The 25,824-nt window shown below is 36.8% G+C and carries 30 protein-coding genes and 1 pseudogene; 6 read left to right on the forward strand and 25 right to left on the reverse strand.

Going from position 1 to position 25,824, the window contains the following annotated elements:
• Window positions 1–107: 107 nt before the first annotated feature.
• Entirely contained in the window at window positions 108–1,010 is a 903-nt protein-coding gene (locus tag FIB07_16955; GenBank protein ID NJD54536.1) for a hypothetical protein, read from the forward strand.
• Between the two features lie 20 nt (window positions 1,011–1,030).
• On the opposite strand, the gene FIB07_16960 is transcribed toward FIB07_16955, so the two are convergent.
• Entirely contained in the window at window positions 1,031–1,231 is a 201-nt protein-coding gene (locus FIB07_16960; protein ID NJD54537.1) for a hypothetical protein, read from the reverse strand.
• Between the two features lie 524 nt (window positions 1,232–1,755).
• On the opposite strand from FIB07_16960, the gene comE reads away from it, so the two are divergent.
• Window positions 1,756–2,868, forward strand: coding sequence for a sulfopyruvate decarboxylase subunit beta (comE, locus tag FIB07_16965; GenBank protein ID NJD54538.1), 1,113 nt, complete (start codon window positions 1,756–1,758; stop codon window positions 2,866–2,868).
• Window positions 2,869–2,915: 47 nt separating this feature from the next.
• Here comE and FIB07_16970 read toward each other — a convergent pair whose 3' ends face one another.
• From FIB07_16970 to FIB07_17030, 13 genes are all read right to left on the reverse strand, one after another.
• The gene (locus FIB07_16970; protein NJD54539.1) at window positions 2,916–3,626 is read right to left on the reverse strand and encodes a hypothetical protein; all 711 of its coding nucleotides are present in this window, start codon (window positions 3,624–3,626) and stop codon (window positions 2,916–2,918) included.
• 323 nt (window positions 3,627–3,949) lie between these two features.
• Window positions 3,950–4,303, reverse strand: coding sequence for a hypothetical protein (locus tag FIB07_16975; protein ID NJD54540.1), 354 nt, complete (start codon window positions 4,301–4,303; stop codon window positions 3,950–3,952).
• An 18-nt stretch (window positions 4,304–4,321) separates the two neighbouring features.
• Complete coding sequence (locus tag FIB07_16980; GenBank protein ID NJD54541.1) at window positions 4,322–5,881, reverse strand: hypothetical protein; 1,560 nt, start codon at window positions 5,879–5,881, stop codon at window positions 4,322–4,324.
• Complete coding sequence (locus tag FIB07_16985) at window positions 5,874–6,338, reverse strand: hypothetical protein (protein NJD54542.1); 465 nt, start codon at window positions 6,336–6,338, stop codon at window positions 5,874–5,876. Before FIB07_16985 ends, FIB07_16980 begins: the two co-directional genes overlap by 8 nt.
• The gene (locus FIB07_16990) at window positions 6,335–6,517 is read right to left on the reverse strand and encodes a hypothetical protein (GenBank protein NJD54543.1); all 183 of its coding nucleotides are present in this window, start codon (window positions 6,515–6,517) and stop codon (window positions 6,335–6,337) included. The genes FIB07_16985 and FIB07_16990 overlap by 4 nt, the downstream gene beginning before the upstream one ends.
• Window positions 6,518–6,654: 137 nt before the next feature.
• Window positions 6,655–6,981: a hypothetical protein gene (locus FIB07_16995; GenBank protein NJD54544.1), complete on the reverse strand. Its 327-nt coding sequence runs from the start codon at window positions 6,979–6,981 to the stop codon at window positions 6,655–6,657.
• Between the two features lie 4 nt (window positions 6,982–6,985).
• On the reverse strand, window positions 6,986–8,788 hold the full coding sequence (locus FIB07_17000; GenBank protein NJD54545.1) for a hypothetical protein: 1,803 nt from the start codon (window positions 8,786–8,788) through the stop codon (window positions 6,986–6,988).
• Window positions 8,785–8,982 carry a hypothetical protein gene (locus FIB07_17005; GenBank protein NJD54546.1) on the reverse strand — a complete coding sequence of 66 codons (198 nt, stop codon included), beginning with the start codon at window positions 8,980–8,982 and terminating at the stop codon, window positions 8,785–8,787. Before FIB07_17005 ends, FIB07_17000 begins: the two co-directional genes overlap by 4 nt.
• Before the next feature lie 141 nt (window positions 8,983–9,123).
• Window positions 9,124–9,366, reverse strand: a complete 243-nt coding sequence (locus FIB07_17010; GenBank protein ID NJD54547.1) for a hypothetical protein — start codon at window positions 9,364–9,366, stop codon at window positions 9,124–9,126.
• Window positions 9,367–9,990: a hypothetical protein gene (locus tag FIB07_17015; protein NJD54548.1), complete on the reverse strand. Its 624-nt coding sequence runs from the start codon at window positions 9,988–9,990 to the stop codon at window positions 9,367–9,369.
• Window positions 9,987–10,202 (reverse strand): hypothetical protein, encoded by a 216-nt coding sequence (locus FIB07_17020; protein NJD54549.1) that lies wholly within the window; start codon window positions 10,200–10,202, stop codon window positions 9,987–9,989. Before FIB07_17020 ends, FIB07_17015 begins: the two co-directional genes overlap by 4 nt.
• Window positions 10,199–10,444 (reverse strand): hypothetical protein, encoded by a 246-nt coding sequence (locus FIB07_17025; protein NJD54550.1) that lies wholly within the window; start codon window positions 10,442–10,444, stop codon window positions 10,199–10,201. Before FIB07_17025 ends, FIB07_17020 begins: the two co-directional genes overlap by 4 nt.
• A 92-nt stretch (window positions 10,445–10,536) precedes the next feature.
• The gene (locus FIB07_17030; GenBank protein ID NJD54551.1) at window positions 10,537–10,674 is read right to left on the reverse strand and encodes a DUF2080 family transposase-associated protein; all 138 of its coding nucleotides are present in this window, start codon (window positions 10,672–10,674) and stop codon (window positions 10,537–10,539) included.
• 107 nt (window positions 10,675–10,781) lie between these two features.
• On the opposite strand from FIB07_17030, the gene FIB07_17035 reads away from it, so the two are divergent.
• Window positions 10,782–10,976: a hypothetical protein gene (locus FIB07_17035; GenBank protein NJD54552.1), complete on the forward strand. Its 195-nt coding sequence runs from the start codon at window positions 10,782–10,784 to the stop codon at window positions 10,974–10,976.
• A gap of 60 nt (window positions 10,977–11,036) precedes the next feature.
• Here FIB07_17035 and FIB07_17040 read toward each other — a convergent pair whose 3' ends face one another.
• The 9 genes from FIB07_17040 to FIB07_17080 all read right to left on the reverse strand — a co-directional run bounded on the left by FIB07_17040 (window position 11,037) and on the right by FIB07_17080 (window position 22,084).
• Window positions 11,037–11,948 (reverse strand): hypothetical protein, encoded by a 912-nt coding sequence (locus FIB07_17040; protein ID NJD54553.1) that lies wholly within the window; start codon window positions 11,946–11,948, stop codon window positions 11,037–11,039.
• 736 nt (window positions 11,949–12,684) lie between these two features.
• A complete protein-coding gene (locus FIB07_17045; GenBank protein NJD54554.1) occupies window positions 12,685–15,714 on the reverse strand; it encodes a hypothetical protein in 3,030 nt (1,009 codons plus the stop codon).
• A 62-nt stretch (window positions 15,715–15,776) separates the two neighbouring features.
• Window positions 15,777–16,097: a hypothetical protein gene (locus FIB07_17050; GenBank protein ID NJD54555.1), complete on the reverse strand. Its 321-nt coding sequence runs from the start codon at window positions 16,095–16,097 to the stop codon at window positions 15,777–15,779.
• A 58-nt stretch (window positions 16,098–16,155) separates the two neighbouring features.
• Window positions 16,156–16,374: an AbrB/MazE/SpoVT family DNA-binding domain-containing protein gene (locus tag FIB07_17055; GenBank protein NJD54556.1), complete on the reverse strand. Its 219-nt coding sequence runs from the start codon at window positions 16,372–16,374 to the stop codon at window positions 16,156–16,158.
• 284 nt (window positions 16,375–16,658) lie between these two features.
• Entirely contained in the window at window positions 16,659–17,591 is a 933-nt protein-coding gene (locus tag FIB07_17060; GenBank protein NJD54557.1) for a hypothetical protein, read from the reverse strand.
• A gap of 102 nt (window positions 17,592–17,693) precedes the next feature.
• Window positions 17,694–18,152, reverse strand: coding sequence for a hypothetical protein (locus tag FIB07_17065; protein NJD54558.1), 459 nt, complete (start codon window positions 18,150–18,152; stop codon window positions 17,694–17,696).
• Window positions 18,134–18,328 carry a hypothetical protein gene (locus FIB07_17070; protein NJD54559.1) on the reverse strand — a complete coding sequence of 65 codons (195 nt, stop codon included), beginning with the start codon at window positions 18,326–18,328 and terminating at the stop codon, window positions 18,134–18,136. Before FIB07_17070 ends, FIB07_17065 begins: the two co-directional genes overlap by 19 nt.
• Before the next feature lie 622 nt (window positions 18,329–18,950).
• Window positions 18,951–19,181, reverse strand: coding sequence for a hypothetical protein (locus FIB07_17075; GenBank protein ID NJD54560.1), 231 nt, complete (start codon window positions 19,179–19,181; stop codon window positions 18,951–18,953).
• Between the two features lie 287 nt (window positions 19,182–19,468).
• Window positions 19,469–22,084, reverse strand: a complete 2,616-nt coding sequence (locus FIB07_17080) for a TIR domain-containing protein (protein NJD54561.1) — start codon at window positions 22,082–22,084, stop codon at window positions 19,469–19,471.
• 197 nt (window positions 22,085–22,281) lie between these two features.
• Here FIB07_17080 and FIB07_17085 point away from each other — a divergent pair.
• Window positions 22,282–22,428 (forward strand): annotated as a pseudogene (locus tag FIB07_17085) (transposase).
• Window positions 22,429–22,609: 181 nt separating this feature from the next.
• Window positions 22,610–23,041 carry a hypothetical protein gene (locus tag FIB07_17090; GenBank protein ID NJD54562.1) on the forward strand — a complete coding sequence of 144 codons (432 nt, stop codon included), beginning with the start codon at window positions 22,610–22,612 and terminating at the stop codon, window positions 23,039–23,041.
• A gap of 38 nt (window positions 23,042–23,079) precedes the next feature.
• On the opposite strand, the gene FIB07_17095 is transcribed toward FIB07_17090, so the two are convergent.
• Window positions 23,080–23,562, reverse strand: a complete 483-nt coding sequence (locus tag FIB07_17095; GenBank protein NJD54563.1) for a hypothetical protein — start codon at window positions 23,560–23,562, stop codon at window positions 23,080–23,082.
• Between the two features lie 276 nt (window positions 23,563–23,838).
• Here FIB07_17095 and FIB07_17100 point away from each other — a divergent pair, with 276 nt between their 5' ends.
• Complete coding sequence (locus FIB07_17100) at window positions 23,839–24,198, forward strand: DUF1249 domain-containing protein (GenBank protein NJD54564.1); 360 nt, start codon at window positions 23,839–23,841, stop codon at window positions 24,196–24,198.
• Window positions 24,199–24,286: 88 nt separating this feature from the next.
• On the opposite strand, the gene FIB07_17105 is transcribed toward FIB07_17100, so the two are convergent.
• Window positions 24,287–25,459, reverse strand: coding sequence for a site-specific integrase (locus FIB07_17105; protein ID NJD54565.1), 1,173 nt, complete (start codon window positions 25,457–25,459; stop codon window positions 24,287–24,289).
• Between the last annotated feature and the right edge of the window lie 365 nt (window positions 25,460–25,824).

A 25,824-nucleotide genomic window follows, 5' to 3' on the forward strand; every position in this document is an offset into this window, starting at 1 on the left:
ATATTGGTTTTTCGGATAATTATTTTCAATGTTGCTGTTTTAGAGAAAATTTGCCAGTATTGTCTGGCTTAACCGGAAAAAGGGGGTCTGAATAGTTACGTTATTAGATGGTTTCAAAAGAAGAAAAAATCCCTACAAATGTAATTATTTTTGCTCCTGATAAATGGGGAGAAGTATTAAAGTTCAGACATTTTGCAGCTCCAACATATAATTTACCTCTATATGCAAATGCAGCACTTATTGGAATAGACGGGCATTTTGAAAAATATACGATATTAATGAAGATTGGTCAGGGTTTAGCACCTAAATTAATTGAAGACTATGAAGAATTAACCAAACAGGGTTATTCAAAAGCAACCCGTTCAAAAGAATTGGCTTCTATAATTGATACGCTCTTCTGTGAATTATATTCTGCTGCAGATTGCACCCGTACAGTTATAGGGGCTATCTATGGTAAATTCCAAAATGTTCCTACAAATTCAACGTCTAGATTATTTGAAAACGCGGGTAAAAATATGATTGATAAAAGAGTACCTTTGGAAATCAGGAATGCATTGAAGGAAGGTCAAAATGATTGGTTTCCAAGATTAAAGGAGATACGGGATGCTATCAATCATTTTGGAATTGGCTCTTGCAGTGAGCATAATGGGAAAATATCTTATTACCATGATCGTCTTGGAAAGACAATTTATAATGTTCTCGTGACTGATGATGCTTTCCAAGAAGTTTCGAAATACGCAGATAATGTTAATAAATTCCTGGGACGAGTTTTCCATTGTTTAAATCTAACTCTGAAGGACATAGAAACTATCCAAATTTGCGGAATATTCGGTAGTCTTGTCTATCAACGATCGGTCTCTCCTATTGAAGCGAGAGATTTTCATAGTGGGAAGTGCAAATCATTCGAATCATTTGAAAAAGGTTTAATGCCAACTTGTCCGTCAATAAAGAGTTGTGGCGCATACCCGCATGTAAGTGAGAAAAGAGCTGCAGATAAAAAGGATATTTGAAAAAGTTAAAAATTATCTTATTAAGTTTTTTTAGATTTTTTTTCAAGAACTTTTTTCATACTTTCTGTAAATTCTTTGGATTCTCGTTTAGATTGGATTACTTGTTTTACTAAATAAATTAAAATTGTTCTAGTATGTCCAGCAATTTCCATGCATTCATCGTCCGATTTTTCGTGTATTCCTTCGCTTAAAAAACCATATAATGTCCCTAAAGGATTCATCCCGCCGAGTTTGCTAAGATGGGGCTAGTTTCGCTTTCTTCTTTGCTGGATGAACCATTTCCTGCAAAGGAATACACCGGGCGAAAGCTGCATACGGGAAATCCGTCCGTGCAGTTTGATAAGGGGCGTGGTGCCTGAAAGGGCATTGCTCTACTCAGCGAAGGCAATAGATAGAAGTAATATGCATCCTAAGAATTATTTAAATCAACATAACAAGTATGAAACTATACATGGGCACGCTTGGATTATGATATTTAAGTGAAATATCGAGATACTTCTTGAGTATCAAATTTAAAAAACGTATTAAAGAGTTAAATTTTGATTTTGAAAAGTCGAATATATTGATGACTTTTTAATTCCTTTCAAATGAAACCACATTTTAAGATGGTTACTATGGATTGGTTCAAAGAATGATTACCTTTAAATCGAGGTTTATTACCGAAATTTGGAAAAGATATAAATGCTAAATCAACATTTAAACAAATATATTTAAAATAATTAGTAGTTTAAAGTAGTTGACAATTATGGAGCCTGAAGAGCATGTTTTGAAAATAATGCATGATTGTCGAATTGATGTTTTACTGACTCTTCCATGTGAAAGGATTAAAGCACTGCTCTCTTTGGCAGAATCTGAGTTTTCTACGATTCATTTGACAAGAGAGGATAATGGTGTTGGTATCTGTGCAGGTGTGTATATGGCTGGTAGGAGGCCACTTATGATAATACAGAGCACAGGTATTGGTAATATGATTAATTCTTTATTGGCGCTGAACCATTTATACAACTTCCCCCTCCCTATCATAGCTAGCTGGCGCGGAATACAGGAGGAAGCTATGTCGGCACATATACCCTTGGGAGAACATCTTCAGGGTATTTTAAATGGAGCGAACATAAAATATACTATCGTCGAGAATGCTAACGAAGTTGAAAGAGTTAGAGATGTAATAAATGACTCTTTTAATAACAAGAGACCTCATGTGGCATTGATGCTTCCAAATGTATGGAAAGACTCGAAATGCAAGCAATTATCTATATCTTGCGGCCCAACGCCTCGCATTTTTGATTTCAATTATTCAGCTAGGATACGTGAACCTATAATGACGCGTTATGATGCGATTTCGGTTGTGGTTTCGAATGTGGATAATGATGATATAATCATTTCAAATCTTGGTGCACCGTGCAAGGAGCTATACGATGCAAAGGATAGACCGACTAATTTCTATATGAGGGGAAGCCTAGGTCTTGCTTCTTCAATTGGGTTTGGTCTGGCGCTTTTTAGTAAGAAGAAGGTATATGTGCTTGATGGAGATGGAAGCTTACTTATGAATCCTAATGCTTTATTAGAAATTGCAGTTACTGAGCCGACAAATCTCACAATAATCTGTCTTGACAATTCTTCATATGGTACGACTGGAAACCAACAGACGTGTAGCTGTAGTACTGTTGATCTTGAATTGTTTGCAAAGGCATGCGGAATAAAAAATACAGTGAAGATACATACAAAAGAGGAGCTTGCACAGATACTGAAGGATGGATATGCATTCGTCCATGCAATAATAAAACCTGGAAATAAGGATTGTAAAAATTTGCCACTATCACCAAGAGAGATTAAGGAGCGTTTTATGAAGCAGATGTGAACTTATTAGATAAGCGGACAAATGGAAATCTCATAAAATAGGTTTAATTAAAAATGCAAAAATAATTGTACGAAAGATTTTAGTTCTTGCCATAAATAACCCAAGTTTTCTATAACGGTGGTGATAAATTCGTACCCTGAACCAAAAGTATAAGAAGCAAAATAATAAATCCACCATATTCCTAATAAATATGTAATAATCTTATCTGCTTGATATGGCATATATTTGATTAATAACCGAGATTTCTGGCTATTTGGTAAAGTTGCATGTGTTAAAGGAAATGTCACATCCTTACATTCAAAAAATAAAGTATATTGGTTTTTAAATGTTGTTAATTTGAATATTTCATTAGCATTAATTAAGCGATTCAAACGCTCTTCGATTTCTCTCATTTGTGCAACCCTAAGCATCGAAAATTGCCAAACATGTTCAACAGTGAGGATTGTGAAAAATGCTAAAACAACACCTATGATAGAAATTATAGATCGGTCGAAATCTGTAGGAGCAAAAAAAACACCAGCTATAAGAGCACTATGAACTGCCAAGAAACCATAAACTCGTGTATAAGTCACTGTTATGGTATTTGTATACAACTGTACCGAGTTAGCGTATTCCTGTAATAATGCTTGAATCAAAGGTTTTTCTGTTTCCTGTGTTTGAATCAAAGGTTTTTCTGTTTCCTGTGTTTGAATCAAAGGTTTTTCTGTTTCTTGTGTTTGAATCAAAGGTTTTTCTGTTTCTTGTTTTATCTGTGTCATAGTCTACATCCAGACTTTATGCTTAGAGATTAATTCTCTTAAGCCATTTTATATCTAATGTTGATATACGAAGTACGATTTTACAAAGGAAAACAAATTAAGTTACCCTAATTAAATTTAATGCTTCAAAGGTCGCTTCGAACTCTTGCATTGGTCGATGTATAATTCCAAGACTTACGTACTTGCCCTCAAATAGTTATTGATAGCATATCTATTGATAGTTTTGCCTTTTGATCCTTAAATGCTATGTTAAACGCTTTGTAAACCTTTGTATGGGCATGAATGGGATTATCCAATAGAAACATATCCTAAAAAAATAGAATTCACCAGTTTAAGGTGAATTCCATAAATGGCAATATTACCGCCCATAAGCTGATTAGAAGTAATATTCCCTGTTTCCTGCTCATCTTCTCCGGGAATAAATTGTAGATACAAACTATGATGCTGAGCATTATCGCGAGTCGGATTAATGAAATGTTATCGACGTACAAGGATATCATCAGAATAGCGATGATTTTACCGACGATAAGACCCGTAAATCCAAACTTTTTCAGTATCCATCTAACACCTGGGTTTCTTTCTTTACCCCCTCGTTTGATGAAATAATATGTCGTCAGTACATCGCCCAGGCCGAATATGAGGCCAAAAAGGATAAGTTGATTGATCAGTGTAGCCATTTTAGTTTCCTCCTGTTATCATAACCATCCAAGTCCCCAAGAACTCAGAAGCATCAAAGCGGACCCAACAAAGATTCCACTATCACTGGTTCCTTCACGGATACTCCAGATAAATATAGCAAACCCAATAATGAACATTCCCTGTAGGATCTCTCGTCCGGTTCTATCCTTTCCCATATTCAGAAGATTAATGTTACTACCTGCTGGAAGAGGAGGAAGCGCGGTCTTGTTCACTGTAGGAGTGGGTGCTACTCCTCCACCGCCAGAACTTCCGCCACTGGACTGGGCGATCACAAAAAATGTTTGATTCCAGGTAGTGCTATTGGTATCTCCACTATCATCCCCGGCGTTAAATTCCGTGATCTGATAGGCTCCCTGATTTGCGGATCCAAATGCAAAGAACCAAAAGTCATCAGACCCATTGGTCATTGCATAAGTGAAGGGAATTGCCATATAACTGATAATCACATTTGCTGCGGTGATATTACCATCACTATCATTGATTTTGACTGAAATTGTTGTTGCCCCAGTATTAGCAACAATGGAGGTAGAAGATATTGATTTATTGCTGAAGGTAAAGTTATAGTCGTTCACGGAAAAATTCAGCCAAGTTATGTTACCACTGATACTTCCCATGTTTGATACCGTCTGAGCAGAGAAGTTATAATTTCCTTTTGAAAGTCCAGTGAATGTTTTTGATTCAATCCCTGCAGATACATTGGAATCCCAAGAACTATTAGACCCCGTATAATTTGTCAGATATACATGATCAAAAGAAGGAGCAGTCGCATCATTCCAGGTACATACCGCCCAAGTAGCTCCGTGTGAGGTACAATCGGGATCTGTGATTATATCTGGAATGAGGTCAACTGTGAAATAGGATAAGTTTGCATAATCAGAGTAGTTATACCCATCATAAGCTCTGACTGTCCAATTATGCGTTCCTTCAGGTAGAATAACATTTGTATTATTGTAGGAGATATTTGTGAGATAAACGCTACCATTTATTTTCAGATCGTAAGTCAACGTATCACTTTCATTATCTGTAGAAGACCATGCTAAATTAATAATAGATGTAGTGTTATAGAGACTGTTATTTGTCGGGGTCAAAAGAGTTGGTATTGTTGGCGGAACGTTCCCATAAACAACAACCTCTGATGCAGTAGCTATCCAAGTGCATCCCGCACTCCAGGATATTCCTAATACTTTTACCGAGAGTGGGAAGTAATCGCTTGTTAGAGCGCTCCCCAGAATTACCGGTGTCGGAACGTTAGCACTCTGCAGATCATAGGAGGATGATGTATGGTTATATAGCCAAAAATAAGACTGACTTCCGCCATCCTGATAGTATTGAAATACCGTGACATTTAGAATATTATTCTGATCGATAGTATTTGAATAATTCACATATTGGTAATTAAATACATTGCAGGGGGCTGAGATTACAGTATTAAGATTTGAATCATTTAGACGTGTATCTGTAGTATTAATTCCTGAAACCATGTGAGGGTCAGACCATGCAGAAGAAATTTCCACAGTAGCTAATAATACTAGAAAAATCAATATTATTTTATTCATTTTTTCCCTCCGCAAGGTAATATTTCTTTTCAAACTCTCTCGGCGTGAAACCATAACTATTAGCTATAACACTCATATAATAATTCGCTCGGAGTACCAGAGTATTGTTTGTAAGCTGCGATTGAAATATTTTGTATCTATTGACATCAGAGGAACCGAAAGTAAATATTGCCCCGCCGTTGCTTACTTTACCCTGGGATACGGGGATTTGCACGGAGGTAGGAGTTGGTGTAGGTGTTGGTGTAGGAATTGGAGTAATCTCTGGAGCATACTCTGTACATATAAGGGACCATTCTGGAACTGTCCAACAAAACCATCCACTACATTCGGTATGGGAGCCTGTCTGTACCCATTTCCAAGATAAACATTCTGCTGCGCTCGCAGTGGTGGGACTCGATAATATGATTAGTATGGTTATGGCTAAACCACACAAAACCGATTGAATATTTTTTTTCATTTTTCTACCTTCTTGATTATGATTTTTCCGTCTTGGGATTCTATAGTCATGTTCTCCTGAGCTTCAAGCTTCAGTTCTTTGACTATCTTAGATGGGATATTTATAGAGAAACTTGCCTTGGTCTTCTGTATTTTTCTATATTCGATATTCATAGTGATCCTCAGATACACATGTATCATAAGCGATATATATAGTCATCTTTTTATATAAAACCTTTAATCCTCTAACTATTTTTCTCATTTACATTACCGAGCCCTGGAATCTAACATTAATTTGGATTCCAGGATGCATGGGCAGATTCTGAGTCCCAAAACCTTTACGGTTCTGGGGGCAGATCTAAATTCATCGATCTTGATGGCGGTTTGAATTCGCGAGGTTCATCTATCGGTTCCTCTTTCTTCCGGGATAATGTCTTTCTGCCCTTATCGATAAGGTAGCCCGTAAGACCTTGATCCATTAGGTTTAAGGCTTTTTTATCCTTATCCTTCACTTGAAATCGTCGCTCTGATCCCAAATCTGCGACTCTTTGTTCCGTTTTCTCTTCGCCGACTTTACCCAAATAAATGGCCTCAGTCTTACCATCTACTGTTCGGTAGTCGTAGACATACTTATTATTCCTTATTTCTCTGATTATCAGGGTCATAATCTCACCAGGGTCTCCATGCTAAAGCACTGCTAACTCCGGCGGCTACTCCAGTTATGGCCATGTAGATTTCATACAGGATATAGAGAACTACAAGCACTAGAGCGGCGGTTAGGATACCTGCAGGGCTACTGAATATCTGTCTCAGAAGTCCGGATTTCCAGGCCCAGAACAACACAATTCCACCGACTAAGAGTTCTATAATCCAGGTTAAATCTACTGTTTCTCCCTGCGGTTCTGTCGTGAAGTATAATGATACTACTTTAGTTTCTCCTCCACTTAATGTGACTTTTACCTCACTAGGAGCGTATAGAGTAGGGTTAGAATTATTATTTGTTGTGAATGCATATTCACCATATGGAAGATCGACTTCTGCATGACCATTACCGATCTGAACTCCATTCTTAAAGATCGGAGCATTGGATAGAGTGGATTTTCCATCTACATTATAGGCGGTCACTGATACTTTCTGTGTGGTAGTTGGGCAATTTCCAAACCATCCACAATCAGTTCTCGGCTTTCCTTGAACGATCTGAGTGAGAGTCGTTTTATCCTGTAAGCCGGATCCCCCTGCTGTTGCGATAATACTAATTACTGCATTAGCGGATGAGCCATCTGCAATAGTCATTGTAGGTTGAAGATAGAACGTATAAGTTCCTTGCTGGTCTTTGGCGAGAGTCAAAGAGTTTACGACGGATTGTACTTGATCTCCATTAACGATTACACCTACTCCTATTACATCACTGGAGCCCAGGTTCGTTACTTTTACCGTTAGTGTTTGCTGACCCTGACCCAAGGAAATCCTTTCAGGGGATAATGTTGCTGAGTCAATTCTTGGTTGTCCCCAATGCTGTCTGACCGTTATCGATAAGGCCATTGCTTTTGGAATCACCGCCTGGAGTTTGGTTCCAATAGATCCTATCGGATATGTCAAAATAACATTACTGCCGCTTCGGGTTATTGGCATATCTGTCTGCTGGAACTGATTCAAACCTTTAGATTTCATCTTACTCAGGAATTCCGCCCAATTATTAGGGGCTGAGGAGAACTGCCAGGGATAGATGTACTGAACATCTTCAGATGTTACTTTGTCCAGATATCTTTGGAATTCTACCTTATCGAAAGCTTCCGTGGATCCATAGCCGTTATCAACGAAAACCACTGATGCCGTGTCTGTTACAAATCCTCCAGAAGTTTGGTGACTCGGAGTTATCGTTGCCATATTTCGAGCACCATCATAGAGATAAATAGGTTGAGGATTTCGATAATCATAACTCCTGGACATCACTGCTGAGTTTCCGGTCGCTGAAAGTAGTTGGATGTCGTAATTTGTAGAGATCACTGAACTCATCTGTGAACGATCATAGACTGAAGCTGAGTAAGTATTCATAGTTTCCAGACTACCGTCTCTGACAGTATACCGATAGTTTGAGTTATAGATCACAGGGATAGTTTGAATTGGCGCTTTACTTCTCACTTCAATAGTGACTGTTCCTTGAGTTGTTACTTCGATATCTCCAGTTATAGACTTAGTTCCTTCGGGGAGTTTAAGATCTATTGTTTGAGTGGTGTCCATGGAATTCATAGTGACCAACCAGTTTTCTCCGGACTGTCCGCAAGTTGCGCCCTGATCACAAGTTACTGTTATCGATCCTACACCCGGCAAACTCATACTCTGTGCTGAGGACTTCACTTTATCCACCACTTGATTTAAGGTGTGAAGAATGTCATCTATAGGGGCTGCCAATGCTGTGGATGGAAGCATGATTAAGGATATAATTAGGATGATTGGGATTTTTTTGTTCATATTTTTCCCTTCCCGGAGATTTTTTGATATTTCTGTCGAACTTCCTCGACTCGTTTTTTCCCGAGGTTTTTGACTTTTTCATCTGTTTGAGGATTTCCAACCTTCCCTAAGTAAGTGGCTTTGGTTTTCCCTGCCACTTTGGTATAATCATAAACATAACGGCTGTTGCCGGTTTCACGTATTACCAATGTCATATATAATCACCTATATACTACTGGCTTTTTCCCGTATATATAGGCCGTCCCGTCTATGGCTAGTGAATTTAATATACGGGAATCCTACCACATTCGGGAAAAATTTTCACTTTGCCGACTATTCAAGCAAAGCCAGACACATTAGGAAATACTCCTGCGAATCGTCCTCGCAAGCCGGGTTTCTAATTCATCGATCGTTTCATGGAGTTCACTGATCTCGGAAGTATGCTTTTCTTTCATAATTTGCATCTCATTCATCTGATCCTCTATGACCTGTTTCAGATGCAGTATCTCTTGATGCTGAGCCCTAATTGTCCTCTTATTGAACTCCACCATAGAGTTATGCTGGTTCTGAGAAAGGTCATGCCCACATATCCAACACATTTATCTAATCACCCAGTCAGGTTTTTTATTCTTCGGGTCAAAATTCTCTGAGCGTTCCTTGATTTGATCAAGTATGGATTTGTATACAAATGGTTTTTCATTTCTCAAATGTAAATCCTTTCCTTCTTTTAATCGTGCCAGAAGTCGCTGACATATCCTTTTTCCGTACGCTGATGCTCTATATTTATTCGGACTACCTTTACCTTTTTTGCCCTTTTTCAGATTCAGGTACTTTTTTGGGTAATCATTGCGCAGGGATGAGCAACGCTTTTGAGTCGCCCTTACGGGATGGTGAATTTCTTCTGCCACTTCTCTAGAAGTTTTCCATGTATTCCAACAATGAACAAGGATAGCCAATTTTAATCGATCATAACCAGATAATTCACGGACTGTATGCTGTTTAGTGTGAGGGTTCTTAGTAGTATACATGTCGGAAATATGGTGTTTCGGTAGGCTTGAAGATGGCTTCTGTAAGCCGGAAACAGATTGCTTATGTGATATACTAGTTGCCATGTCTCTCGAGTTTCCCAAGAACTTGGTTTCCGATGGGAAATTCCGGCTTACAGATTGCTTGATTTCCGAATTGTTTTCCACATGTTGATCAGTTCTCTTAAGATTATTCATTGGACCTCCTCCCTAGGAATAACATTAGGAAAACATTTTCTCCAAATCTCTTCCTCTTTTTTTCTGTGAATTTCATCAATTTCAGCTTGAAGATTTGCGATTTCTAGCTTCTTTTTCTGAATCTTTTTTGATAGGCGCAATCTTGGAACTCGCAATTTAGCTATCTTTGCCTTAGCTCGCTTTATTTTCTTTAAAATTTCATCTTCATTCATGATGGGATCTTCCTCAGTTTGATTCTTTGGTTGGTTTCTTTCAAGTCCTCTATTTCTGCTTCGAGTTTTTTGATATAAATCTGATAGTCTTGCAATCGTTCATCAGGCTTTTCTCTCATCTCTTTTATTCGTGCTTCCAAGAAGTCGATTTTTGAAGACTGTTTAGATATAGTCCTCCGCAGATCCGCAGTAAATGCAGCCACATCGTCGTTATCGTATTTCTTATTGCAGAACCAGCACATATTCAAAACTCCATGTGGGTTCCCATATAGTAGAGTCCAACCACAACGATAATATCCAAGACAAATGTAATGGTTTTGATTTCGTCCATAAACTATTCCTCCATAAGAATGACGATGACTTTCTTCCCTGCCCATGATACAGGTAAATAGATCATGGATGCAGTTTCCGTTTTTTTTGTCACAACCTTTTCCCGATAATTCTTCTCGTGAAGCTCGAATTCTCTTTTCATATATGCACCTCATACAGGAGGTGAGAAGGCCTGACAATAGTAAGAGCCTTCTTCACGTACTATAATACGTACTCAAAAGTATTTATATTCATCTACTATAATAAAAATTGATAGGGTCGATAGATATTGAAAAATCAAGAGAAATGTTGGCAAAAGGTAGGATATGCGGTCCGGGATTGGGACTTCCGTGCTATCATGGGACTTTCCGCGGCGCAGGAGGCAAATCAAAACCGGTAATTCCTGTTTCAAAAATATCCCAAGTTATCTCTTTGACCTCCAATGAAAGTTATATGAGGCTGTAATTTATGGAAAATGATCAACATACGGCTTAATTGACAAAAACGCAACTGCAGTACCGGTCACTACTTATCTAAATAGAACATGAAAAGATAAATACCATGCGAATCCTGTATCCAGCAGTCAGTATGCAAAGGAATATTTTCTGAAAGGTTCAACTGTTCACCTTTAAAATCTTTGAAATCACCAATATCTTTTGTTATCGTTTGATGGGGCGATAAAATATCTATTTTACCCATATAGGATTCATAAAATTTCCATTCACTTTTTGGAGTAGTAGTCTTAAAAATTCCTATTTGAATATCTCTCATAATATCATCGCCTAAATTCTCGAGGGAGAAAGAATCTCTTGAAATTGCAGCATTTAGGTGTATTTTATGTGATTTCATTATTGAAGGGGTTATAGATAATAATGGTCTCGCATCTATAACAAAGTCGGTGTATAGTGGATTAGTTGGGGGTGGGGGGGAATTATATTGAGAACTTGATGATTTTAACTGTTCATTTACTGCCTCATTCGCGTTTTTAGTAAATTGTTGTTTTAATCGGCTTTTCAAGTCAGTAAGACCATCTGCAATTTCTGGCAGCTCCGAAACACCTTTCAAAATAGCGTAAACTCCTCCAATCGAACCGACCATTACAATAGCTGCTTCAATTATCCATGACCCAGAATAAGATTCATAAATTTTTATTTTAGGCAAATTTTTTTCAGGAATGCCAAGTCGATGGAAATATTCATTGATTATTGGTTGGCTTGAATCGATTAAAGTTTCTTCCCAGGTTCTATGAAATTCAGAAAAGAAAAGACTTCCATTATCTCTTTTAAACCAAACATCTTTCCCCTCATATTTAGGAAGAGTTCCAAACCAAAAAAAAGTTTCTTCAGAGAAACTCATTGTAGCTCTAATTTTTGCTAATATTGTTTCTTTTTCCACTTTAATCCACCTTTTTTCTTTTGAGTTACCATTCTCTTCCATATATTTAATTACTTGCATCAAGAATTTATATTTTCATGTATGAGGAGGTTGTGCTACAAAGGGTATGCAATCCTATTGTTAAGGTAAAACTATGCCTTTATACATCAAAACTCAATAGCAAAGCTTTACAAAGCTCATAAAGGCCTTAAAATTGATCTTTACTATTGACAATAAAGGTCATAAGAAGAATTTTGACTGGGAATCCGATAGGGCTGATGGAAAAAAGTTTAAAATCATAATCAGTGATCATATCTAACGGAAATTCTGGTAAAAGGGCTAATACGGACTTTATGAAATGACCCCTTTATATACTTTATATACCTATTGAGGCAGTTTATAAAGAAGATATTACTTCCGCTTCGGTTTTCCACTATCAGGAGAGTTCTTCCTAAATTTTCAACAATGTGATTGTAAATTTCCTTTCATAGATATATATACTTCTCAACTGTCAAAAAATCAAATTTTCATTATCAAGCGCAATTTTCCACACTTCTGCTTATTACTTACTAATAAGAGTTATATTATTTACTAATAAGAAAAAACGCCCTACTTTTTGATATAAGGCAGAAGTGTGGAAAATTGCGCTTGCTATTGGAAAATGCCATTTTATGGAGTATATAAAGTATATAAATCTTTTAGATAAGAATTTACACAGTGTCAAAAAAGTTTTGGAAGTTAGTCTCCAAAGAGTTCGCCTGCTAGAGAAAATAAAAATAAAAATAAAATAATATTTACTTCATGCCTTCTCAGACCCTTCTACTCTACTTGATATTGAATTTGAAGGTAAATATTTTTTGCCATCTTGAATCAGGTATCCTTCGGAAACCAAATAATTTAGATCTTCTTTTGAGACTCTGGTGTCACTGGAATAGATATACCCCCGGCGTTTTAGTTCAGGTACCAATCTTTGAAATATCCTCTGGGAATCTTTCTCTAGCTCTTTGATGGGAAACCCAAGATCTTTGAGTAATTTGAATTGGGGAACTGATACTTTAGCGGGTTTTCCGTCCTGTGGTCGCGTTACTGCTCCTGCCACTACTTGTTGATATGCTATTTCTATTCCCTCTGCAACATTACCATTACATAATTGAATCATATATGAAAGATGATCCAGAAACCCCATCGGATATTGATAACGGGGTATACTAGCGTTTCTATTATCCTCTTTAGTCCCGGTATTACCTCGAACTTTTCCATCGTTGATATATTCATCCCCGTCCACTTTTCGGGCAGCTATTAGACGGTGGTCGGATGATATAAGACTGCCACCAGCGATTCCCTGCCCTATTGAGCGGCCATAAAGATTGCTAATCCAATTTAATCCATTCCCCTCAAATTGTTTTCTCCATGAACCATTCACCATTTCTAAGTTGGTAGGTGTAGAAGTCATCCCTAAAATATGAGAGGCATAAGATTTTTCTTTGAGTATTTTGCTGAATTTGAGTGGACCATATATTATTCCGTCTCTAGGGTGTGGACTAATAACAGTGGTCTCTTTTATATGTTTCAAAAGGTCTTGATAGAGTGCAGCGTTATGTTTTTCCAAGATAAGATCATTAAATACAAATTTAAGAGGGCGATCACTCATATAATCGTAAGTGAATATCCCCGGGCGGTCGAGATGATATATCTTCCTGAATGTTCCATCCCCAACTCTTTTTTCTAAATATACCCATCTATTGAGTAGAGAGATACACCCTATCTCTTTCATAGTTAAATATGACCCCCCTTCCTCGTATGCTATCTTTATAATCACATTCAACTCCTCTTCCAATGATGATATGTTTTCTGGTGCTACTGAAATATCAAGAATCTTTATAGCTTCTTCTACCGAAAGACGTGTGATCTTATTAGCCGATCCGGATTTGTACCTTAATATATCTGTTTTGGGAACATCCATATCTATAAAATCAATTTGGTCGATAATATTAACATGAGCTCCCAATGCTGGAATAAGGGGAGAGTCAGGACTAAATAAATGAGAATTAACTTTCTGATACGTAGTTACCAATACTAAAGGCTCCGTTAAGTAAATCGCTTTCTTGGATTTTTTTGCAATATCATTTTGTCCTATTGCCAATAGTAACGCTGTGTATACCCATCTTGGACAAACATCCCAATCCTCTCCTATTTTATTAAATAATATTTGATCTCCATAGAATCCCCCGGCGGAGAAATCTTCAAGATATTCTTGCTTTAACAACCCGGAAAGATCTCTGACATTGATAGCCCCCTTTGATTCGCAATTTTTGCAAATTAGACGGTCTACATACCTCATTTTTTTCACGTCCAACCCTTCTTTTACCAACTCCTCCACCCTGGGACATATTTCCAGACTTGATGGATTATCCAAAAACGGCATTTCACATTTCTTCAACCTCTGTACTACTTGCTGTCGAACTTCCGTAGAATGAACAATAAAGTTGAGTCGTTCTTTTGGTATGACCTTTTTCGCATAAGTGATGCTAGCCCATGTTTTTCCGGTATTGAAAGGAGTTGTCAGTAAAAGATCCGTATCTCCTGAGAGTATATCATCAATTTTACCAGCTACCTGTTTGAACTGTTTGAGAATTTTACCAGCTTCGTTATTTTTTTCATTCTCAATTTCCCACTGGGATTTCTTTCTATTTTCCTTTCCTTGTGTCTTATCGACCGTTTTTTCAAGATCCTCATGAAGTTTTTTCTCTTTCCATATAGGACAATTGGGGCATAACTCATCGACGTATTTCGAACATTTTTCCTGAATTGTGGTACATCTGGGAGGTATCAACCCCTTTCTTTTAATTGGTATCAGATTTTTAGCTGTTGTTGACCTCTTATACTGGTTTTGAACAGAAAAGTATTGATGAACATGTTCTGAGCTTCCTCCATTTGCTAATATTTCGCATGCAGCGTAGGTCATCCACGCCCATCCACTTCCGTCTGTGGTTTCCGTATGAAGTTTGTAATTTTCCTGGAAACAATATCTTAGGGAACCAAGTAATTCATCGAAATTTCCGACCTTGGGGATATCATCATAGTATAACCGGGAACGATGATTGAAATCTGAATTGTTGTTGGGTTTGTCGCCCCAAAGATTCAGAACACTATCCTCGCCCGGAAACTTCACAATTTGCATGTTAGTTTCAGGCAGGGTCATCATGAATTCAATACCTTTTTCTCTTGGTAAAGTTTCCAGCGTTAGAGGATCTACTATTTCTGATCTGGTTTTTGTTCTGTTGTGGAATTGAAACGGTAATCTGACAAGACCACCGGGGTTCTTAGCGCCTACTTGATCCTGTGATGGGAAGACCTCTAATTCCATCAATCCATTGAATTTCAAAACAAGTAGAAGAAATTCCCTGGTATATTCAGCTTTCCACGGAGAACATAATATTCCTACTCGGGCACCATCATCAATTTTACCAGCAGTCGCTTCTATATACGGATGTGCTCCACATTCTACTAATGTCTGGTAAACCGCTCTGGCCTTCTCCCTTACGTGGTTTTCTCCATAATGAGCATCAATATCTATAGTGGGATTTTTCACGGTTTGATCCCGGGGATTAATGCAGTAAGTTCCTATAGTACAGGTATCCTCGGCTATGGATTTTCTGAGTAGTTCTTCCGTTAAGGGTGAAATCCTTTTTTCATAGCCATACTTCCCTTTCTCATTGGGCTTTGTATCCTGTTTAGACCAAATATCCCATCTTGAAATAATCCGTTGATAGACATCGATCTCACTGTGGGAGATGTCTTTATTAGGGAGTGTGGCCGTGTTAGTCATAGGTATAATTCCCGATAGGCCTTGGTCCGGCCTATCAAATATTTTTTTCTTACATTCTCTTTTTAATTATTTTCTCCAATTCTCAGAAATTCCTCTGCTAGGCCCTCAGCAACATCACTTTCAACCCATGCATAAGCTCCAGCAACGTCTAGCCCTTCGACTGGTTGGGAATTATATATTTTATGCCAATATATCCAGGGGAGGATTGCATCAAAAAGTTCTTCTAACTCTCGAACCTGATCCTCGGTGGGATCCTTGTTAAGATCCAGAGAGACGCAACTTAATTCAGGGTGTTTGAGCCATCCATTGTTAATATGTACTCTTATTTTCTTATCTGAGATCCAGACAACAGATGCTTTATATTTTTTGATCTTCGTTATCATATTTTTTCTCCTATCTCAGAAATTCGCCATCAAGAGATATGGAGAAATGTATATATTCCTAAAAGGTAGACTTAGCATTTGAATCACTCGCTTGGTGTGTGTGATTTGAACCGGTAGTTTTTACTCTGATCGGTTGAGCTACTGGTTTCATCATGATTGTTCCTTTCACGATACTGAAGTCAAGCACATCACCAACTGTTAATTTGAGATCCCTCATGAATTCGGCAGGGATAACAATGGAGGCACTTGAACCAATTTTCTGTATTTTGCGTTTCATATTTTTAACCTCTATGACATTGTATAGATATTTCCTATATATATACTCAATTAATTATAGTCCCTCACTTATAATTTAGTGCAATGACCCTATACATTCTGATTTTGATTCGTTCAGGGTCTCTTTATAATCAGTATTTTCACTGTATTTGCTATCGTTATTTGCGTCTGAATTGTTAGCGTATATTTTAGCGTCTTTGCTACCAAGTGAAGGACTCATAATATTCAGTAAATCTCCAGTTTGCTGCATACTTTTTGAAAAAATAAGTAAGGGGATCGCCTTACTTACCACGGCAATTCTGGATGCTCTCTCAGATTTTGAAAATATGCCTTTATAAAGCCAAGTTGACATCTGAAAGATTCTTTAACCATTTTATTCACATCCTCTGCTGGCTCATTCCTCAGCTTATCAATATCCTCAGACTTGAAACCTGGAGCTTCATGATAACCGCTTGCAGTAACGATAGTTGTTCCATTTTCATGATACACCGTGCTTGGTTTGCCCCCTGGCAGGTCAAAACTCCGAGATGGCCAGGTTTTATAGGTATTGGACGCAGGGACTTTTACACGCTGTAGTACTGTCTCAACTGGTTTCTTTTTTGCCGGTGATGCATTTGAAGGAGTGGTCTTGGGTGTGATAATCACGAGTGTTGTGGTGATTTCACACTTCAGATCACGTGTTACTTCTGATTGTAGTGCAACTTGTTCGGGAATGGTCTCAGTTGGTGCAGTAACTTGTATTATAGGTTCAGCTACTGGTATCGTTTCAGGATTTACTATTGCTGATCCCCGTTGTGAATCTTGTATTGCTTCGGGCTCCTGCATCATTTGTAGTGGTTGCTGTTCTGCTTCCACTGCCTGAGTTGCTTCAACTGGCGTCTGTACAAGTTCTTCTGTTGACTGTACTTGAGTTATTTTGGGCGTTTTGCTTTGTTCCTGCTGCGGTATTTCTGCTACCGGATATAAAACAATTTCAGTTGTATCCTGTGTAGCTTCTTGTATTTCTGGTGTCGCTTCACAGCTTATCGGCTCGGATTCCTGGTCAACCTTTTTATTATCGGGTTGCGTGTTTACTTTTTGAATCGAACTGTTTTCCAGTTGGTTCTCGATCGCCTGTAGTTCATTCTTTGCGGGAAGGGCTACAGGTTCGATATTCTTCTCTTCTTCAAGATTCGGTTCTTCCGAATGCTGTATGTTTGTCGTGTCTAATTTTGTCATAATATCTGTCTCGTTATATAATTTGTTCGAAATCTGTTCATTTACCGGGAAAGTCACCTATGTGAATCGATATTATCCCGATAAAAAGAAGGCAGAGGCTTTTCAGTCGAACAGTGCCCTCATGATGTCATCCCCGTTCTCTTCACATTCTTTGGCTGACTGGTAAATCCAGCCTTTTTCCTTGATATTCTTCCATTTGCCAACACGTCGCATTTTCAAATCTTCCCACTGTTTTCCGACCGTACTCACTGAGCTTACGAGATGCTTCCAGCTGGGATATACATCTATATACTTATTTTTTCTAGCATATATTGCTGTATCCTGGTCTGTTTCATAGAATCTTGCATCTCCATCATCACCAACCAGCTTTAGATGGCAGTACCATTTACTATCGACATATGCGAATATTTGTTCAGGTCCGTCGATAATAACACCATTCTCATATGGTTTTATATCTGCGCGAGATAGCATAGTGATACATCGGCTACACCCAAAATTATTACCTAACTCCGTCTCGGATATTTTTGATCTCTTAGCGAGATTTATATTTTTTGAAGGCATGTTAACCTCCGGATTAGTTCGTTCCCAAATCGATTCATTGTATCTTGGGCAACCTTTTTATTCTCGCATGCCAATTCTATATCCTGAGAACATGTCCTCGGATAATGTTTTCCTGTATCCTGCGCTTTGATCTTGCCCGACCCAGGCGCAGGATTTGCATTAATTCTTTTACTCATTTTATATCACGTCCGGATCTATATTACCGGACAATACTATAATCGTCTAACAGTATATATACTTATAGGGTGTATATAGCTTTGCCGATAGCGTTTTTTCGAGAAAATTTCAAAAAAAATACTGAACAAAGTGTCTCAAATTGTCTCAAAATGAGAAAAAAATCGACATCGGTTAACAGTGTACTATTGGATAAAATAATATACTAATTATACAATACGGCAATACAAAAAAAGAATATCCGAAGGACTATTTTTTACCTTTCTTGCCCTTACCCTTGCCGTTCTTTTTACCAGTCTTTTCATCTGCCCAACTCTGGAAGTGCTATTGCCTACCTGTTTTAGATAGATATCCCTATCCGTAGCACGGATGCTTCTCTCAATCCCATAACAAAGCTCTACTTGATAGCGACTGGATCTACCATTGAATAACTAAGGCTATTGAATTCGTTTTACAAGTCCCTTAAATATCTTCAAAAATGATACCAGTTCAAACTCAGGAAGCTTAAATGAATGTGCCTGACTCGAAGCGAAATCTGCCTGACTTCGTGAGCGGGCCTGTTAAATATTTTAGTATTTCCCGCTGGGAACCGCCAGAAATATCTTTTATCAAAAAAAGAAAATTCTAAATAGTCTTATCTCGGGCTTTCTCTAATCTAGCAGCATATTTTTCAGGATGCGCCTTGTCATATTTTCTTACTCTTGCTCTATGAGCTGTAGTATCTTTCCAATATTTCCGCTCCTTCTGATAGCGGTTATGCGCTTCCTTACCATGTAGAACGCATAAGAGCTGATTATAATACCGGTCAAATGTAAGATCCTTTCCACAGACTTTACACCGAGGAGTAGTTTTCATATACCATTATACTGTTTCCAAAGTATAAATATGTCTCTCCATCTCGTTTTAGCATGGAATTATTAATTTAATTAAGGGCCTATCCGAAAAGTCAATAATGGCATGTGTAAAAGTTACAATAGGTATATAATGTTCAAGCATCCGTTCAGATAATGCAAATTGCCTATTGTAAAAAGTTACAATAGGTCACACACTTTTCGGATAGGCTCTAAGAACATGTTTGCCAAATGTATAAACATGAGAACTATAATACTTTTAACAAAATAATTTTATATATATGCATATATCTAATTTTTTGGTAAAAGCTTTTTTGCAGGAATTCCTATTAGGGATTCTATTCGTTGTCTTTCTCTTTGATTAATTTTATGTATGGAACAATGATTAACAATTATATATTTTATTGTTCTTTTTGCTATCTCAGAAAAATCTTCTTCACCGATCCTTTTCATAAGTTTATCAATTTGTAGATTTTTATTGTACCCCATTAAAATTCCATGTTTTACCAGGAAAGATGCCGGAGTGTTAATTTCGTCACAAACTTTATTCATAATTCCAATTAATTTATCAGAGCCTAATGAATGAACAATTTTGTAAATAATACCGTACACAATAAGAAAGTTTAGGTTCCAATATATAATTTTTGCCTGCTTCTTTAGTTGATCCTCGCTTAATTTTATATTTACTTCTTTATTTTTTTCAATAATTTTTCTCAATCTTTTTAATATATAATCAAATGCGGCTTTTTGTTCATCTTCATTTTCTATTATTTCGAATGCACAAGATAAAATTCTTAAATGGACACTCATACCTTCTGCAAATATTTTTTCTAGTTTCACTTTTTCTAATGAACCTGCTCGGTTTCTGATAATACACCCCATAACTTCCACTGTTTTAATAGCTCTCCTTAATTCTGTTTCAAAAGGATCTTCATCATCAATATCTTCTTTTTCTCTATCTTCTTGAAATTTTTCTAATTCATCTTTAATCTTAAATACTTCCATTCTTTTCTTTTGAGGTGTTATATTGGCAGGAGGCAAAGCCGCTTTAACAATAATGTCCGCTTGTTCATCAAAAAACTTAACTTCATCTTTTGTCAATGTTGCAAGTTTATATTTGTCGAATAAACCCAATGCTTCACATTCAATTCCTTTCAGGATATTGATATTTTTAGAATGATGAGTTATAAAAATTGTAATGTATGCATTTTCATCTACATGAAGATTTTTTATTAATTTTTCTATCTCTTCCTTTACTTTATCGTCTTCAATATGATCGGCAAAATATTTAGCAACAAAAAAATAATAAAGATATAGATACCGAAATGAGTAATTTCCAAAACCATCTTTTAAAACTATTTGGCTTAAATTTTCTAATAAAGTTTCCCGTTCTATTGCGAGATTAAATTTACTCACATACAATTCCATAAATGAGATGAAATTGTCGGGGGTTAACTCTTCGTTTTTTTCTTTATAAATATAGAAAGCAAGTTCTGTTAAGAAATTTATATAGCTATCAATATCATCACTTTTTACACCATTTTTTCTTAAATAAAAATATATAAAAGCCTGATAACAGTAGCCCTGAGATGTTATTTCTTGGTCAAGCGGCATCGCAAATGTTTCATAGGCAACTATGGTGGATAAAACAAAAAAAGGATATGCAGGCATAATTCCTTTACCAATATTTTTCCCTAAAATGGAATCTATAAGCTCTATGTTTTTATCAATGATCTGATAATTATCTTTAACTTCCTTATCTGTTAAACCTACCCACTTTTCAACTAATTCATATCTCAGAGTAGGTTTAAGTGCATTTATTCTAAAAGAAATAAATGAAGAAGTAAGCTCTTCATCTCTAATATTCAAAACAAAAATATCATCAACAAAGATGATACAACGGGGGTATACAGATAAATCTTTTATATGCCTTTCCTTATCTTTAGCATGATGAAAATCATCTATTATTGGGATTATTCGTTCTTTATCAATTTCATTTACATCAATATCTTTATATTGTTTACGAAGCAAATCTGAAATTCTATTTTCTATTTCCCCCAAAAAATAAATATTTTTATCATATACATAAACAGGGATGAAATTTCGATTTCGTAGCTCTCTAAATATCTTTTTACCTAATGTTGTTTTCCCTGATAGATTTTCTCCGGCGATAACAATCTGGGGATAGTCTAAAATATTTTTTAATAATTTCTCCGAATTTATTTTTTCCTGGTGTTCTTTTAAACTATTATATTTATCCAATTCAGGATATATAAATATATCATCTAAAAAAACATTCTCTTTTTTAGGATGTGCTTTTGTTAACATCTCTGTATTATTTAAGAATTTTTCAAATTCTTCTTCCGTTTTCAACTGCTTTATTTTTCTTTCTTTCTCAATTATCTTTTTTAATCCATCGTAAACATCCTGCCACGCTTCATCTCTGTTCTGAAATTTTGAGACGGGCATCCCATCTGTAGGTAAAGCCAACAATTTAGAAATGTCTTTATAATCTTTCCAACCGCAATGAGACAAAATGATTGGAACAACTTGAATTCCCTTCTTTTTTCTTAATTCCAATGATTTCTTTTTCTCATCTATACAGCATTCTGAAGAAAGGAAATTTTTTGAAATAAATAAACAGATAATATCTGCATTTTCTAAATTTTTATCAATTTTATTCTGATAATCTTCACCTGGTAATATTGCACAGTCATACCACTCGTCTATTAAACCATTATCTCTAAGTGGAGCAATTTGTTTTTTAAATTGTTCAATATAAGAATTTTCAGAATTATTGTCTAGATGTGAGTAACTAATAAAAAGCTTTAATTTTTTGTTTTGTTCTATAATATTTTCCTTGGGACATGATTCTACAAACTGGATTAGCTCGGTTTGATTTCCCATCGTTATTCCCTCTTAATAAAATAGCCCTCTATGATACCACATAATAATTTCACACCACCATAATCGTGAGTATGATATATTAAGGTTTATGGTATAGAATAAGCACTGTAGAATAAGCACTATCATAATTTCATAATAGTACAGATTTTAGAATAATTCTCGTGTCCGAGAATACTTCGAGAATGGGAGAATAGGGGAGATGGGTCGTGGAAAGGACACACTCATGGCTGAATCGTTTCAGGAGACTGCTTATCAGACGGGAGAGAAAGCTTGAAAATTATCTTGCATTGTTACATTTTGCATGTTCATGGATAACGTTCAGAGCATCTGGACTTTTCGGATAGGCTCTAAGTAGTAACTCAAGAACTTCTATTTTGACGCAACTACGGCCTTTTGTGGCCTATTTGAAATGCTTTTAAGGATATACCAAAAAGGTATTTAACAGGATCAAAAATCCGGCTACTGATTCCGTTGGGCAGACTATTTAAACGCCTAAAATACTTAAGATAGTAGGTGATCTACACCATGAGTATTGAAATCAAGAAACGTGGAAATCAGGACTATGTATACGATATGTCCCGAGTGAATGGAAAAATTCAAGCAACGTACCTCGGTAAGGTAGGAGATCCAAAAACAGACGACCGAGTGAAACAGTTGGCCGATAATCGGAAGAAGCAAGAAGAGGATAGGGATAAGAAGAAGAAATCAAAGAAAAACCTGCTATCTGCGCCTGAAAATGATGAAACACAGCATAAGACGCCCTCGAATGTACCACCCAAAGATAATGGTCAACTAGGAATCTCATGGGGAACTCGTCTCTGCCTGGATTCCGCACCATCGAAGAAGGAAGTTCCGGCGCCTCAGAAGCAGTTTAAGCCTCCAAATGAGCATTCACCAGAGAAACATTCCTCTATGTTTGCCAATAAAAAGGCTGACGTAGGAACCGTTATTTCGTAAAAACCCCCTGAGTACCTCCCTAAGAAATGATTGAAGGGTTATTTGCCCTTCTTTTTACCTTTGCTGTTCTTCTTGTTTTTACTGGATTTCTTTTCCTCAGAGCCTGCTTCTTGTGCTGGTTCTTCAGTGATTTCCGGCTCAATCGGTGGCTCTTTTATTGGTTTAGGCTGTGACGTGTTCATCTCTTCCAGCATCTTTATAACTTCAGGATCAGGCTGAATATTCTTTTTGATGATGACGTCCCTATCTACTGATATTGAACCAACAGAAACACCGAAATGTTTGGCCAGTTTCGAGCTTCCCATCCATCCTTTCTTCCCTTTGTACTGATCGTTAGCTGCGATATAAGCTCTTCTCTTGACGACGTTCTGGTTACTGCCCTGACCCAGTGTTTCAAGCTCATCGTGGAGAGCTTCAACGATCCTACTGATCTTATCGAAATCAAGTACCTTTCCGTTCAAAAGTCCACTAAAGCCGTCGACTTCTCTTTTTATTTTTAAGACTGCTGTTTGTTTGCTCATATATGTTACCTCATTTATTTATTTTTTAGGGTATTGGAACCCTATTAGATGTTGTAGTGCCTTATGCCCTAATAAAGTCCCTTCCATTATCAAATAAGGACTTTATATAACTTAAAAACGTAAAATAGAAACTGAAATTGGTTCAAAAAATTTCCAGGGATCGCCGGTTAAGAGTAGTCCATTTGTGGCTTTGATTTGAACGCATTTAAGCACTCCTTGACAAAAACCTAAAATCGTTGAGAAGCAAAGCCATCAATTCAGCAAAAGGAGATTAATATGAATATCTATGAAAGAATTTACCAGAAATTAGAGAAGATCGGAATAATGAATATAACCGGATCGGTTCATCTTAAGAGTAAAAGTTTTATGGATTTGGTAGTTGAACGCCTGGGTGACAATCATTACAGCCTTACCCATTACTATGAACTTAACGGTGATCTTTGTCCAAATCCCGATATGGAAGTAAAAATTATACCAGATCAGAAAATTGGTGAGGCATTGTCTTATCAAGATCAATTTGGTTATCGCCAGGTTTATGAGAGGAATAAAGTCGATCTAAAGGCGAAAAAGGAACTTAACGCTTTTCTTGATTTCTGGTTAACAAACCTTATCAATCAAGGATTTGCTCAAAAATGAGGCTTGTAAAGAGTTGTACAAGCCTTTTCATGGCTATAAGTAGTGTTTTGTAAGGCTAAAAAATAAGACAAAATCCAAGAATCACTGATTAGCTATGGAGCTCTTGTAAAACCATGAAGAGTTGATCCTTAAGCATCTTAACATCATCCCTGAGCTGTTGATTTGTTTTGAATTCCTCATCTACAAGATCGCGTAGTGCCTTAACCTCCGCATCCATAGTTTGATTTTTTCCAGTTAACTCCGCTACCTCACCTTGAATTTTAATAGCATCCTCAGATTTATGGATATGCAAAAGGGATTCATGCTTTAGATAATATTCTGCTATCTGCACTCGGGTATATCTTCTATAAGATTCAGTAAGATAACCCTCATGCCCCATTAATGTTTCAACAATGTCTAATGGACAAGAGAGGGCTAATTGCGATCTGAAGAACTTACGAAGTTGATGAATTCTAAAAGTCTTTCGATTAGTGGACTTGTCTACAGATAGTAAACCCGCATTTCTGATAGCAGTTATCCACATGGCTTCGGCCACATTAGATGAGAACGGAAAAATACGATTATCATCCGCTTGTTTAGTAGTTCCAATTCCATTACCGACAAGTCCTCTGTTTCTGTTCATCGATGATTCTATATATTTATTACGAACCTTTAACCATTCTTTAACTACTTCTCTGGCCTCTTTACTGATATATGTCTGGCGAGGTTCATTGGTTTTTGTATACTCTTGCCTTATATTCAATAATACCGGTTCTTTTGTTAGATCTATATCGTTCAAGGTAATTTGTAAAGCTTCTCCAACTCGGATACCTGAAGATGATAAGGTCAAAAAGAATGCTCTACCTTTCAAATCCGTATGCTGAAGGATATTACGAAAAGTTATAGTATCCAAATCAGCCTCTAAGCTCCTAGCTCCTCCTTTGGGCATTTTTCTTCTAATTAGCTTAGCACTCTTAAGACTTAACTCGATATCATTATATGATAGCCATTCTTTCAACCCTGCCATGTAAGCTTTTCCGCTTTTGGGTGGCTTCGAATGAAGAGCAACTGCAAACTTTAGAAGATCCTCTTCATAATCCCTATTATCTTTCAGATACTTGATGGATAAATCATCAAGAACTTTGAGTTCCGCTTGTGTTGATTTTGGTCCGTTTCTTTTGCTGCCATATATAAATTCTAAAAAGGAATGTATACCGGCTCTGTACACGTTTTTACTATTCCGACTCGGATATAGTTCAAGGAATTGAGAAATGCTCTTCATATTACTTACTAATGTTTTTTATGATTATATAGTTAACTCCATTTTATTATTGTTGGCAGTTTAATAACGATGTTTAATCATTACTTATATCTTTGCATTTCTTGCGGGAGTTTATTTCAATTTGATTAATAAAAGAAGCCCTGGCTACCATTTTGTAAGGGTTAAATCCGTTCGATCAAAATAGGGGATGAGGATTGATAACGAAATACCTGTCGCTTCAATCCAATATACGAGTTGTTTTTTTGCGATAAATATGTGAAGATAGCAGGGTGAAACTAATCATGAACCTGCTGGTTCATAGATAAACATGAAAAATAAATACTGCTGTATCGTCTTATTATTCTTGCGGTATAAGCAGAGAAAAC

This window comes from Candidatus Methanoperedens sp. (genome assembly GCA_012026795.1).
GTDB lineage: Archaea > Halobacteriota > Methanosarcinia > Methanosarcinales > Methanoperedenaceae > Methanoperedens.